The organism is Hymenobacter tenuis (assembly GCF_054780495.1).
The window spans coordinates 120,343-133,568 of record NZ_BAAGWF010000003.1 but is presented as its reverse complement, the minus strand read 5'-3'; the positions used below and the strand labels follow the sequence as shown (position 1 = coordinate 133,568).

General features: G+C 55.1%; 13 protein-coding genes. 9 read left to right on the top strand and 4 right to left on the bottom strand.

The window, feature by feature from the left end; translation table 11 throughout:
- Positions 1-52 precede the first annotated feature (52 nt).
- Together ACYVGU_RS12065 and ACYVGU_RS12060 are read right to left on the bottom strand one after the other, a co-directional pair.
- A complete protein-coding gene (locus tag ACYVGU_RS12065; protein ID WP_460614898.1) occupies positions 53-916 on the bottom strand; it encodes an LOG family protein in 864 nt (287 codons plus the stop codon).
- Between the two features lie 237 nt (positions 917-1,153).
- Complete coding sequence (locus ACYVGU_RS12060) at positions 1,154-2,416, bottom strand: ABC transporter permease (protein WP_460622304.1); 1,263 nt, start codon at positions 2,414-2,416, stop codon at positions 1,154-1,156.
- 140 nt (positions 2,417-2,556) lie between these two features.
- On the opposite strand from ACYVGU_RS12060, the gene queA reads away from it, so the two are divergent.
- Both queA and ACYVGU_RS12050 read left to right on the top strand, forming a co-directional pair.
- Positions 2,557-3,606: an S-adenosylmethionine:tRNA ribosyltransferase-isomerase gene (gene queA / locus ACYVGU_RS12055; RefSeq protein ID WP_460614896.1), complete on the top strand. Its 1,050-nt coding sequence runs from the start codon at positions 2,557-2,559 to the stop codon at positions 3,604-3,606.
- Between the two features lie 123 nt (positions 3,607-3,729).
- Complete coding sequence (locus ACYVGU_RS12050; protein ID WP_460622303.1) at positions 3,730-4,419, top strand: 2-C-methyl-D-erythritol 4-phosphate cytidylyltransferase; 690 nt, start codon at positions 3,730-3,732, stop codon at positions 4,417-4,419.
- Positions 4,420-4,527: 108 nt separating this feature from the next.
- On the opposite strand, the gene ACYVGU_RS12045 is transcribed toward ACYVGU_RS12050, so the two are convergent.
- Positions 4,528-5,385 carry a hypothetical protein gene (locus tag ACYVGU_RS12045; RefSeq protein ID WP_460622302.1) on the bottom strand — a complete coding sequence of 286 codons (858 nt, stop codon included), beginning with the start codon at positions 5,383-5,385 and terminating at the stop codon, positions 4,528-4,530.
- A gap of 195 nt (positions 5,386-5,580) precedes the next feature.
- Between ACYVGU_RS12045 and ACYVGU_RS12040 the strand changes: the two genes are divergently transcribed.
- Genes ACYVGU_RS12040 through ACYVGU_RS12030 form a run of 3 tightly spaced genes read left to right on the top strand, consistent with a single transcriptional unit; the run spans position 5,581 to position 7,103 of the window.
- On the top strand, positions 5,581-6,132 hold the full coding sequence (locus tag ACYVGU_RS12040; protein WP_460622300.1) for a DUF4142 domain-containing protein: 552 nt from the start codon (positions 5,581-5,583) through the stop codon (positions 6,130-6,132).
- A 37-nt stretch (positions 6,133-6,169) separates the two neighbouring features.
- Positions 6,170-6,403 carry a hypothetical protein gene (locus ACYVGU_RS12035; RefSeq protein WP_460622298.1) on the top strand — a complete coding sequence of 78 codons (234 nt, stop codon included), beginning with the start codon at positions 6,170-6,172 and terminating at the stop codon, positions 6,401-6,403.
- 52 nt (positions 6,404-6,455) lie between these two features.
- A complete protein-coding gene (locus ACYVGU_RS12030; RefSeq protein WP_460614891.1) occupies positions 6,456-7,103 on the top strand; it encodes a DUF4142 domain-containing protein in 648 nt (215 codons plus the stop codon).
- A gap of 469 nt (positions 7,104-7,572) precedes the next feature.
- Here the strand turns inward: ACYVGU_RS12030 and uvrA are convergent, their stop codons facing one another.
- The gene (gene uvrA, locus ACYVGU_RS12025) at positions 7,573-10,713 is read right to left on the bottom strand and encodes an excinuclease ABC subunit UvrA (RefSeq protein WP_460622297.1); all 3,141 of its coding nucleotides are present in this window, start codon (positions 10,711-10,713) and stop codon (positions 7,573-7,575) included.
- A 260-nt stretch (positions 10,714-10,973) separates the two neighbouring features.
- Here uvrA and ACYVGU_RS12020 point away from each other — a divergent pair, with 260 nt between their 5' ends.
- The 4 genes from ACYVGU_RS12020 to ACYVGU_RS12005 all read left to right on the top strand — a co-directional run bounded on the left by ACYVGU_RS12020 (position 10,974) and on the right by ACYVGU_RS12005 (position 13,214).
- Positions 10,974-11,741 carry a hypothetical protein gene (locus tag ACYVGU_RS12020; RefSeq protein WP_460622296.1) on the top strand — a complete coding sequence of 256 codons (768 nt, stop codon included), beginning with the start codon at positions 10,974-10,976 and terminating at the stop codon, positions 11,739-11,741.
- 212 nt (positions 11,742-11,953) lie between these two features.
- Positions 11,954-12,460, top strand: a complete 507-nt coding sequence (locus ACYVGU_RS12015) for a hypothetical protein (RefSeq protein ID WP_460622295.1) — start codon at positions 11,954-11,956, stop codon at positions 12,458-12,460.
- Between the two features lie 195 nt (positions 12,461-12,655).
- Entirely contained in the window at positions 12,656-12,913 is a 258-nt protein-coding gene (locus tag ACYVGU_RS12010) for a hypothetical protein (protein ID WP_460622294.1), read from the top strand.
- Between the two features lie 49 nt (positions 12,914-12,962).
- A complete protein-coding gene (locus ACYVGU_RS12005) occupies positions 12,963-13,214 on the top strand; it encodes a hypothetical protein (RefSeq protein WP_460614886.1) in 252 nt (83 codons plus the stop codon).
- Positions 13,215-13,226: the final 12 nt, after the last annotated feature.

The window sequence follows — 13,226 nt, the reverse complement described above, 5'->3', positions numbered from 1 at the left end:
CACTCACAGCAGGCTAGTAAACTACACGTTGAGCAACCTTTCCAGCTATGATTTAGAAGTTTGGCGAGAGCAAATAGCGGCTATAGAATTCGTCGATGATTTTCACCGCCGATTCTGCGTCGTCTACTAGCTGCACCAGGTTCATATCCTCCGGCGAAATGTTCTTTTCGTCTTCCAGCATCACTTGCTGAATCCAGTCGAACATGCCCTGCCAGTAGCGCGTGCCTACCAACACGATAGGGAAACGGCCGATTTTCTTGGTCTGAATCAGGGTAATTGCTTCAAACAGCTCATCGAGTGTGCCAAAGCCGCCGGGCATGCCAATGAATCCCTGCGCGTACTTTACAAACATCACCTTCCGCACAAAGAAGTAGTCGAAGTTGATGATTTTATCGGGGTCGATGTAGATGTTGTTGAACTGCTCGAAGGGAAGCTCAATGTTGAGGCCCACCGAACGGCCGCCTTCGGAGTGCGCACCTTTGTTGCCGGCCTCCATGATGCCGGGGCCACCACCCGTAATTACACCGTAGCCATGTCGCACCAGCTTAGCCGCAATTTCCTCGGCCATCTGGTAGTACGGGTTGTCGGGCTTGGTACGAGCCGAACCGAAGATGGACACGCAAGGCCCAATTTTGCTCATCTTCTCAAAGCCTTCCACGAACTCGGCCATCACCTTGAAGATCTGCCAAGAGTCGGCAATCTTGATTTCGTTCCAGTCCTTATCAACGAAGGCTTTGCGAATGCGCTGCTCGTCGTCTACCTGCACGGTCCGCTGGCCGTGCGTTTGCTCGCGGATATCACTGATGGTCTTAACCTTATTGTCGTTGATATTGGGCTGAACGATGGTCTGGCCGCTGCCAGCATTCAGTACTTCATCAGCTACTTTAGTCCGACTGGTTTTTTTAAGCTTTGACATAAAAGCTACGCTAAAATTTGGACGCGGATAGCCGACGGGCCCGCAGGCTTCGGCCAGGTGGGAATGATCCGCCCCAGGTAAAAAATTAAGAAAAGGGCAAAAAGAAAGCCGCCTCACGGAAGGAAGGCGACCCAAGGTAGTGACCGGCAAGTTAACAATTTGTTAACATTACGCTAAGAAATCTTACTAGGGTGGCTTGGCCGGCCAAGCCACCCTAGTAAGATTTCTCTGTTCCTTTTACTGAGCCCGTATGGCAATAACGGGGTCGAGGTTGGCGGCCATTACTGCCGGAATAATGCCGGCTAGCACCCCAATCACGACGGACACGGTGAGGCCTAGGGTGATATTGCTCCACGAGAGCAGCAGCGGCAGAGATTCCTGCGGAATCAGGGTAATCAGCCACACCAAGAAAATGCCAGCTGCTCCGCCCAACAGGCACAGGAACACCGCCTCAAACAGAAACTGGAACAGGATAAAGTAGTTCTTGGCTCCTAATGACTTCTGAATGCCGATGATGTTGGTGCGCTCCTTCACCGACACGAACATGATGTTGGCAATACCGAAGCCGCCTACTAGCATCGCAAACGAGCCAATGACGGCTCCTGCTACCCCAATAACCGAGAACAGCTTCCCGATCATGTTAGCAAACATTTCGGGGCGGTTCAGGGCAAAGTTGTCTTCTTCGCGGGGCCGCAGGCTGCGGATGTTGCGCATCAGGCCGCGCATTTCATATTCCAGGTCCAGCAGCCCAGTATCTTCTTCCCGACCTTTCACGGCAATGGTAGGCGTGATGCCAAAGCCATTGCCGGTAGTGAGGGTGAACATGCGGGTAAACGCCCCGAACGGAATTACCACGTTGTTGTCGTTGCTAGGGGTATCAATTAGCTTTTTGCCTTCCTTCTGCACTACGCCAATGACCATGAACCGCTGGCCTTTGGCTTTAAACTCGCGGCCCAGAGCTGAGCCATTCGGGAACAAGCTGGTGGCAATATCAGCCCCGATGATGGCTACGTTGCGGGCCGCCTCCACCTCCTGCGCTGTAAAATATCGGCCCTCGGCAATAGGCAATTCCGAGACATTCCGGAAATCGTAGCTCACGCCCTGTAAGGCCACGCTTTCAATGCTGTTGTTGCCGGCCCGCAATGTATTACCGCCGCTGCTGGCAAATACAGCCACCCCTTTATTATTATCACTCAAGGACTTGCGCAGGGCGTTATACTCCCGCACCGTAGGCACGGGGCGGCCAAAGTATTTCCACCACGGGTAGTCAGGCTGGTCGAAAGTCCAAGGCATCTTCATCACGTAAATCACCTTGTCGCCCACGAAACTCATGCTTTGGCGCACATTGGCTTCCAACGAATCGACGACGGTGAAGACGGCAATGATGGCGAAGATACCTACCGTTACGCCCAGCAGCGAGAGAATAGTACGAAGCAGGTTGGCTTTCAGGGCTTGCCACGCAAAACGGAAACTCTCCAGCGTAAGGCGTATAGCTTTCATAGGAAGGAGGTTCGGCGAAGGGGCGTAACGTGGGCGATAACCAGATTTCGGGCGAAAAGTAACGATTTATCCGTGGTAAGTACGTACTTTTGCACTTCGATTTTTTCCTTAGGTTCCCCTCCTATTGCCTTGTCCAGCCCATGAAACTTTCTGAGTTCAAATTTGACTTGCCCGAAGGCCTGCTGGCACAGCACCCCGCCAAGAACCGCGACGAATCGCGCTTGATGGTGCTGCACCGCGACAGTGGTAAGATTGAGCACCGCGTGTTCAAGGATATCATTGAGTATTTTGGGGAAGGCGACGTTTTTGTAGTCAACGATACCAAAGTATTTCCCGCGCGCCTCTACGGTAACAAGGAGAAAACCGGAGCCCAGATTGAAGTATTTCTGCTCCGCGAGCTGAATAAGGAAATTCACCTCTGGGATGTACTCGTTGATCCGGCCCGTAAGATTCGGGTGGGCAACAAGCTGTACTTCGGCGAGTCGGATATGGTAGCGGAGGTAATCGACAACACCACGTCGCGCGGCCGCACCATCAAGTTCTTGTTTGATGGCTCCGACGAGGAGTTCTATAAAGCCCTGCACGACCTCGGCGAAACCCCGATTCCAAAGGAGTTTATTCCTCGCGAGACTGAGGCAGCCGATAAGGAGCGTTACCAGACCATCTATGCCAAACATACGGGTGCTGTGGCTGCCCCTTCGGCCGGCCTGCACTTTACCCGCGAGGTGATGAAGCGCCTGGAAATCAAAGGCGTAGATGTAACTCCGATAACGTTGCATGTTGGCCTAGGTACCTTCCGCCCTGTAGATGTGGAAGACCTGACCAAGCACAAGATGGACTCGGAAAACTTTGTTGTGCCCGCAGAAACGGCCAAGATTGTGAACCGCGCCCTGGATGCCAAAAAGCGCGTGTGTGCCATCGGTACTACCTCTATGCGCGCCATGGAGTCGTCGGTTTCGGCGCATGCTCGCCTGAAAGCCACTGAGGGCTGGACCGATAAGTTTATCTTCCCTCCCTACGAGTTCAAAATCTCTAACGCCCTGCTCACCAACTTCCACACACCGGAGAGCACCCTGATGATGATGGCCTCGGCCTTTGCTGGCCATGAGTTGCTGATTGAAGCGTATCAGCTGGCTATTAAGGAGAAATATAAGTTCTTCAGCTACGGCGATGCCATGCTGATTCTCTAGTATCAGAGACCTAGCAAACAGAAAATGGCGGCCTGCCGCTTTTTCAGAAGCTAGTAACAAGAAGGCCCGGTTGCATATAGCGACCGGGCCTTACTTTTGCGCTCTACCTAGCCCCTTGCCCGTATGCCAACTTCTACTTACCCTCGCTTTGCAATTTTGGTAGCTGGCGGCAGCGGTACGCGCATGGGTGCCGATCGGCCCAAGCAGTTTCTGCCCCTGGCCGGCGAGCCGGTGTTGGTGCACACCCTCCGAAAATTTGCCGATGCCAGCCTGGGTGTGCAGGAATGCGTGGTAGTACTACCCTCTGACCAGGTAGAAACCTGGCAACAGCTCTGCCAGAAGCATGAGGTAACCTTTCCGCATGCCCTAGTCACGGGGGGTGCAACGCGGTGGGCTTCGGTCCGGAACGGGCTGCTGCATCTTGCAGGGCATACGGCCGGCGTAGTAGCCGTACACGACGGCGTCCGGCCGCTTACGCCGCTGCACGTTATTGAGGCTACTTACGAGGCGGCCCATAACCACGGCGCAGCTATAGCTGCCGTAGTACCCAAAGACTCGGTGCGCGGCCTAAACCAGCAAGGCTCCTATGCGCTGAACCGGGCCCGGCTGCGACTAGTGCAAACACCCCAATGCTTTGACCTGGAGCTGCTTCGCAGGGCCTATCAACTACCTGAGCTTACTACGTTTACAGATGATGCCAGCGTGGTAGAAGATCTGCACCCCATACACTTGGTGGAAGGCGACTACCGCAACCTAAAAATCACGACGCCGGAAGATTTGCTGGTGGCGGAAGCCTTCCTGGCAAACCCGTAGTCGGCCAGCATTCCTTCCGCAAGTAGCCAAACCAGAATAACAGGGTTTACACAGAAAAGGCAGGTAGTAAACCACTACCTGCCTTTTCTGTGTAAACCCTGCTGCTACCTACAGCCCTCGCCCCACACGGATGGTACGCGTGTTCCCATTGATAGTGATAGAAGCCAGGTTGTCGCAGGCTTGAGTACCCGTTGGATCGTAGTTCAGTAGCAGCTCTTTCTCATTCGAGGTAAGCACTTGCACGGTGCCGGCCACAAACGTGCGGGCGCAACTTGCCTGAAACTTCTTGATAAGCGGCTGCTGAATAGTGGCCGTGTAGCTTATGCCCTTGCGGTTGGTGCCAGTGGCCTGGCCTGTTACGCTGTACGTATCATCCTGAATAGTGCGGGTGCCAAAGCCTGCGGTACGGGTGTAGGTTCGCTGCGAAGTCCAGGAATGCGTTCCTACTGAAGTTGTTACGCTGGCGTTCTGCACCTCTAGCGTCCAGGAGCCGTTACCTAGGGCAGTAATGGTACGGGTGCCAGCGTGCAGGTTATCGTTGCGGTAATACTTTACCAGCGTGATGGTTACCCTAGCCCCCACTTGGCGATAAGGCCCGCTGAACACAGCTACAATTTTGCCCCGGCGGGCCACTCCATTGGGGCTTACACAGTTGGTAGCACCAAAATCAAGCGTGAGCGTGCGAGTGGCGGCATCATACGTACGGGTGAAGCAGGTGCCCCCTACTCGGCTCATATCAGTAGGCTCGGCGGCGGGGCTGCCTGTTACCGCCGCATCGGTAGGCGAGCCAGCCTCCACTACATCGGCCAGGAAGGCATTTTCCTCCTCAGCTACGCTTTGATCTTCGGCTGAAACCGCTACGTCGGGCGCAGCTTGCGGATCCGTGGCTTTGTCGCAGGCGCCTACTAGCAGGCTGCCAGCAGCTAAGGCCATCAGGCTGAATGTGCGCAGGGTACGTGTAGTCATGGTTGGAAGTGTGAGGGTTGACAGAGAGGTGTATGGCAGTTAGAGGGCTAGCCTGAAGAAGAGTTTAATTCGGGAAGGGAACTTTTTTCAAAATACTGAATCAGAACCTCATCTAGCAGGGCGCGTATAGCCTCACATATCTGCTATAAGATCCAACCGCCTGACCTCATGCTATTTTCCTTGCGCACTTGTGCCGTGTTATTTCTTCCGTTCGCGGCGGCTTGCTCGGCGGGCGAGAGTAACAAAGACCCCGTTGCGGAGGCTAAATTTCAAAATGAGAAGCGCATCGGCGATGAGGCCATCACCAAGCGCCAGATTCAGGATGCGGAGTTTGTTGTGGGCGCTGCCAGCCGCCACATGCAGCTGCTGGAAACCAGCCAGCTCGCTCAGCGCAAAGCTACTTCCCCCGATGTTCGCCTAGCCGCTCAAAACGCCATAACCCAATTCAACGGGCTGCAACAGGAGCTTAGAAACTTGGCCCAACAAAAGAACCTAGTGCTCCCAACAGGCCTCGGCGCCGATCAAGCCCAGCAAATAGGTGAGCTTACGGCCCTGAACGGAGCAGCTTTTGATCAGAAATACACGGAGCTGCTAGGTCGGATTCTGGCTGAAGACGAAGATGCGTACGATGATTTGCGCGATGATGCCTACGATGGCGACATCCGGGCGCACGCCGCGCGGTATCTGCCCCTGATTCAGACCCAAACCAAAGCCCTTGACGACCTGAGCGACAAGCTCAAACCCTAATACTTTCCGCTCTACTTTTCACTTTTCCAAAACCCGAATGAGAACTCGCCTTCTTCCCTTTCTAGTACTGAGTGCCGGCCTGATGCTGGCTAGCTGCAATAATGCTGAAAAACGCACCGATGGCACGGCCGGTGAAGCGGTAAGCGACATGGACCAAGCCGCTGACGATGGAGGCGTAAAAGCTGATGCAATAGTGATTGATAACAACGCTGGTCCGACCGTAACCGCCGACGCCGACTCGGCAGCGGCTGCCGACTCTACGGCTCAGTAGTTTCTCCCGTTCGTCTCCGCTCTCTCACATTCACCTTACAATCCTTCTCACTATGAAACGCATTCTGTTATCCGTCTCCTGCATTGGCCTACTGAGCCTGGGAGCCTGCAGCAACTCTGCCACCGAAACCGATACTGCCTCTACGGATGCCACCTCGGCTACCGCTGACGCTACCATGGACACGGCCTCAGCCAGCATGGCCACCCCCGATACGGCTATGGCAGCTTCAGGCGGCGCGGCTATGGGCGACCCAAACGGCCCCACGGCTCCACACAAAGACGATGCTGAGTTTATGAAGTCAGCCGCCCACAGCGACCAGAACGAAATTCAGCTTAGCAAGCTGGCGCTGGAAAAAGGGGTAACAGGTATGGCCAAAACGCACGCCGAAATGATGGTGCGCGACCATACTAAATCAACAGCCGATTTGAAAGCTATTGCCCAGAAGAAGGGTGTGACGCTGCCCACTGACATGGACGCTGAGCACAAGACCATTGCGGCCGATATGCGCAAACTTTCTGGCAAGGAGTTCGAGAAGAAGTTCATGGATCAGATGGTAGTTGACCACCAGAAAACCTTGAACACCATGGCAGCTCATCAGAAGATGACCCAGGACGCTGACCTGCAGGGGTTCATCACGAAAACCACGCCGGTAGTTGCCAACCACCTTGATATGTCGAAGAAGCATGCAGGCATGATGTAAATCTGCCGAAGTGCCCCTAGTAACAAGAAAGCGCCTGCCTCAACTGTGAGGCAGGCGCTTTCTTGTTACTAGGGGCAGTGTATAGCCAATGCGTTGACTAGGCACCTAGTATCTTATATGGTATTGGTATGGGCGATTAACGCCTGGTAATGCTGATGGAAGTGGTTGCGCCATGGGTGCGCTGGTTTTCGGAAGCTACACTGGTTTCCGGGCACTCACTAGTGGCGGAGCAGTGCTTAGTTGTTGATGCAGGCGCTACTATGCTGCTTGTGCTGGCTTGAGCTGAATTTCTAAGAGGCTTGGGAGGTGCCGTGGCAATAGCTACTGCAAGCAGCGCCGGGAATACGAGGACTTTCATAAAGCAACTGGTGTGGGAGAGCCCGTTAAAATAGTAAAAGCTCCATGCTTCCGCGAATATTTTTCAATGTTTCGCAAAAACAGGAAGCTTTTACCTTTCGCCTTGGCAGCTTTACACCGTTTCTTTTACGTTTTCCTCAGCGTACTTACTGGTGCGTAATTCCTCGGCCAGGAAGCGGCTCGTATGGCCTTTTCCTGACTTTGCTACTTGCTCCGGAGTACCTTGGGCCACAATATTGCCGCCCGCCCCGCCGCCTTCCGGTCCGATATCAATAATATGATCAGCCACCTTAATTAGATCCAGGTTGTGCTCGATGATGAGCACGGTGTTGCCTTTATCCGCCAACTTGTGCAGCACTACGGCTAGGTGGTTAATGTCCTCAAAGTGGAGGCCAGTAGTTGGCTCATCCAGGATATAGAACGTTTTGCCAGTATCCTTTTTGCTGAGCTCAGTGGCCAATTTTACGCGCTGGGCTTCGCCGCCTGAGAGCGTGGTGGCTTGCTGCCCGAGCGTGAGGTAACCCAAACCTACCTCATTCAGCGTCTGTATTTTGCGCAGGATGCGGGGCTGAAATTCGAAAAACTCTACGGCCTTCTCCACGGTCATGTCCAGCACATCGGTGATGGACTTGCCTTTGAAGCGCACTTCCAGCGTTTCGCGGTTGTAGCGGCGACCTTTGCAGGTTTCGCAAGGCACGTGCACATCGGGCAAGAAATTCATTTCAATGGTACGCATGCCGGCGCCTTCGCAGGTTTCGCAGCGGCCACCCTTCACATTGAACGAGAACCGGCCCGGCCCGTATCCCCGGATTTTGGCTTCCGGCAACGACGAAAACAGCTGGCGAATTTCAGTGAATACACCCGTATAGGTAGCTGGGTTAGAGCGTGGCGTACGCCCAATCGGCGACTGGTCAACCTCAATTACCTTGTCAATAAACTCCAGGCCTTCAATGGTGCCATAAGGCAGCGGCTCGCGCTTGGCGTTAAAGAAGTGTTGGTTCAGAATCGGGTACAGCGTGTCATGAATGAGCGACGACTTGCCCGAGCCCGAAACGCCGGTTACGGCTATCAGCTTGCCTAGTGGAAACTTAGCGGTTACGTTCTTGAGGTTGTGCCCTTTCGCGCCTTTCAGCACCAAGTCGTTGCCTTCACCGACGCGCTTTTTCTTGCGCAGCTCAATGTGCTTTTGTCCACTCAAATACTGTGAGGTAAGCGAGCCGGAGCTGAAGATTTCGGTAGGAGTGCCCTCTGCTACAATGTGGCCCCCATGAATGCCCGCGCCCGGACCAATGTCCAGCACGTGGTCGGCATGCATGATCATGTCCTTGTCGTGCTCCACCACAATCACCGAGTTTCCTAGGTCGCGCAGGTGCTGCAAGGCTTTGATGAGGCGCTCGTTGTCGCGCTGGTGCAGGCCAATGCTAGGCTCATCCATGATGTAAAGCACCCCCACCAGCTGCGTACCAATTTGGGTGGCCAACCGAATCCGCTGCGACTCGCCGCCCGAAAGCGTGCGTACTGAGCGGTGCAGATTCAGGTAGTCGAGGCCAACTTCCAGCAGGAACCCAATGCGTTTGCGGATTTCCTTGAGCAGCTCACGGGCAATCAGGTTCTGGCGCTCCGAGATGCGGCCTTCCAGTCCTTCAAACCAATCAGCTAGGTCGTTCAGGTCCATCACCGACAGCTCGCCGATGTGCTTCTCGTCAATCTTGAAGTGCAACGACTCCTTTTTGAGGCGGTAGCCGTGGCACTCGGGGCACTCCTGAGCCTGGGTGTACTGCTGAATCCACTCCCGTATGTTTTCCGAATCGGACTCCATCTGGCGGCGCAGGAACGGAATGATACCTTCAAACGGCTCACTGTAGTTCGCCTTTTTAGGGTCGGCATCCTCATCTTCGGGCACACCGTATAGTAGCCGCTCCACTAGCTCAGCCGGCAGCTTTTCAATGGGCGTGCTCAGGCTGGCCTTGTTTTTCTTAACGATGAGACCAAGCTGCTGAAAAATCCAGATGTCGCGGTACTCACCCAGAGGTGCAATACCGCCGCGGCTGATGCTCAACTTCTTATCTGGCATCACCGAGTCTTCAGTGATTTCCTGCACTTCGCCCAGGCCGTTGCAGGTGGGGCAGGCACCGTAAGGCGAGTTGAAGGAAAACGTATTTGGGGCCGGATCATCGTAGGCGATGCCGGTGGTGGGGTCCATGAGGAAGCGCGAGAAGAACTGGGTCTGCTTGTCGGCCTTCTTCTCATCGGGGTCCAGCACCAGCATAGTGCCTTTGCCGTGGGTAAGCGCACTTTGCACTGAGCCCGAGAGCCGGAACCGGTCTTCTTCTTTCACCACCAGCCGGTCGATGACGATTTCGATGTCGTGGATCTTATAGCGGTCCACCTGCATCTTGGGCGTGATGTCGAGCAGCTCGCCATCAACGCGCACCTTCGTGAAGCCTAGCTTGGCAATCTGCTGAAACAGCTCGCGGTAGTGTCCCTTGCGGCCTTTCACTACCGGCGCCAGCACTACCAGCTTTTTGCCGTCGTACTGCTTCAGAATGTAGTTGATGATCTGATCATCGCTCTGCCGGATCATCTTCTTGCCCGTGGCGTAGCTGAATGCCTCGGCGGTGCGGGCGTAAAGCAGGCGTAGGAAGTCGTAAATCTCGGTGATGGTGCCTACCGTGGAGCGGGGGTTGCGCGAGGTAGTTTTCTGCTCGATGCTGATAACAGGCGACAATCCCTCAATCTTATCCACATCGGGGCGCTCCAGACCGCCCATGAAGCTACGGGCGTAGGCCGAGAATGTCTCCATGTAACGGCGCTGGCCTTCGGCGTAGATCGTGTCGAATGCTAACGACGACTTGCCCGAGCCGGAAATGCCAGTAAACACCACCAACCGGCCGCGCGGAATGCGCACAGAAACGTTTTTCAGGTTGTGCTCCCGGGCGCCATACACCTCAATGTAGGGAGCTTCCAGATCGGCCGGGCCTAGTAGCTGCCCGGCGGTAGCACTAGCTGCTACTACCTCAGCAACCTGCTCTACGCGGGCTACAGCCTGTACGGCCGCCGTGGTGTGGCTTTCGGCGTTGTCGGCCACAGCAGCGGCCGTTTTCTTGGGCTTCGGGGCTTTGGTTACTGGAGCAGAGGTTGCCTTAGCAGCACCTTTGGCCGCTCTAGCCGGGCGGTCGGCCGTAGCCACCGATTTCGGCTTTGCAGCGGGAGCAGGGGTAGTAACAGGAGCAGCGGTTGTTTTTTTGGCCATGCAGCAGCGAAGCGAATAAGTCTGCAAAGGTACGCAAATCAGGCCCCAACGGCTACGCCCACTAGCTTATTTGCTAAGCCGATGAGCGAGGAATTGCAAGCGCAGAAAAGCGGGCAGATGGGCTATAACACACAGGGTTGGGGAAATGTCCCGGGCGGAACAAAACTTCTTTTAAACCTAGCGGCGCATTTCCATCTAAGCCTTGAATTGTGGTGTGGCTTTTGCGTTATAAGTAGCGTCTCCCTTTTACTTTCTCTACCATGAAAACGCTGCTTAAATCAAGTCTGGTGCTGGCACTTGGACTGCTACTGTATGGTAGCAAGGCCCAGGCGCAGGTTCAGGTTTCTTTCAATACACCCTACTGGGGCCCAGCGGTAGGCCCAGATGTGCAGTACTACTATATTCCGGAAATAGACGGCTACTATGACTTGTACTCGGAGTCGTATCTGTTTTATGATCCGGTATACGGCGCTTGGGTTAGCTCGCCGGTACTGCCTAGGGCCTACGCCAGCTACGACCCCCGCTTTTTCCACCCCGTAGTGGTACAATACGTGGGCCGGCAGCCGTGGGGCTACCTGCGCGACCACCGGGCGTATTGCGGCCGCTGGGGCGTAGTGCCGGGCCGCTATTACGGAGCCAACTGGCCCGGCCGGGGCTATGTAGTGGCCCCACGCCCCAACTACGGACCTAACGGATACTATAATCACCGGCCAAACCACCCGGGCCCTTACGCCCGCAACGACTACCGGGACGACCGCGACTATCGGGGTAACTACCATAATGGCTATGACCGTCGTGGCAACTACGGCGGGGGATATGACCGCCGCCATGACCAACGCGGCAACCAAGGAGCCTACAACGGACGCCGTGATGATGCCCAAACTCAACAGGGCGGCTACAGTGGCCAGCAAGGCGATACGCGTTACGGAAACCCCGACCGCACAGAGCGCGGAGGCAGCAACGCCCCTGGAGCCTCATCTCCTCAGCCTAACTCCCGCACCGGCGGGCGCGGCCGTATGGGACAATAAGTGAGCTAGCACTTCTTTTCGTTGAGAGGCCTTCTATGTAAAACTAGGAGGCCTCTTTTCATTTGGGTTCTGTGGAGCCCTAACACGTTTCGTATATCTGCGTTAAGGTCGGCAGGTGCTTTCTGTTCAGTTATGATGCTCCGCCTGACCTGGAGTTGGCCTTGTTCTTGCAAAGCCCATGTTGTTCCTACCTCTTAACTCAACCCACAACCATGCAACTTCTGCCCAAACTTGCTTTATCAGGCCTGCTGGCTCTGTCGCTCTCTAGCTTCGCGCAGTCAGCGCAGGCGCAGGTAAATATCAACGTGAACCCGCCTTCCTGGGGCCCCGCCGCTCCGGCCGGCACCCAGTATTACTACATTCCGGAAGTAGGCGGCTACTATGACCTGCGCGACAAGAACTATGTAGTGCAGCGCGACGGCAAATGGGCCCGCGTAGCCAATGTGAGCGGCTACTCGCCTAGCTCTTTCCATCCGGTAGTAATCGACTACGTGGGCGCTCAGCCCTGGGGCCAAATTGGCCGTCACCGTCAGCTGTATCCGGCCAGCTTGCCCCCTGGCCAGGTAAAACGCCTGCAAAGTGGTAAGCCTCTTCCCCCTGGCCAAGCAAAAAAGCTAGGCTATGGTAACGGCCCAGGCAATGGCCAAGGCCGCGGTAACGGGAATGGAAACGGAAACGGAAATGGAAATGGAAATGGAAGAGGCAAGGGCAAGCACTAAGCGACCCTGTTTTCTGACAACTATATTTTGAGCCTAAAACGTGGCCCCTTGTTTAGCAGGTGGCCACGTTTGTTTTACTGAGTGACCTAGTAACTGCCTGTATTTCACTTCCGGAACCAAACCAAGGCCTAACGGCTTTCCGTAGCTCCTGTCCTACACTGTATCTTTTTTAGTACCTGATCCGTTCAGCGCGCTATGCCTGTTACTACCCCCCTATTGCGCCCCAAACTCCCCGATATGCTTCGGGCACAGCTCAAAGGTGGGCGGCGGTGCGTGCTGGTGTACCGTACCCCAGGTACATCCGCTGAGTTTAGTGTGCGCGGTAGTGTGCTGAGTATTCAACGCCGAGACCAGATAGACTACTTATGCCTAGCGGAAGGCTGTGAATTGCGCCTTGATTGGCTGGTATCCGTGGACGGCCAATTGGTAGAAGCCTCGGAGCCTCATCTTTAAATGGCGGTTTGGCGTAGGAAGAGGACCTAGTACTTCTACCCCACCTCGTATGCCTGACTCAACCTACCGCCCCATCAACTGCTCCTTCTACGATGAGCTGGAAGCCCGTGCTACCACTGGCCAGCCGTGCACCCTCACTTACCGCACCGAGCCCGACACGCCTCCTAGTACTTACCACGGCACCATTCAGGACCTATTCATCAAGGATAAGGTAGAATATCTGCGCCTCGCTGACGGCTTCGAGCTGCGGCTGGACGCGCTAGTTGCCGTGGACGACAAGGAGCTACGAAATTATTGCTGAGGCCTATTATAA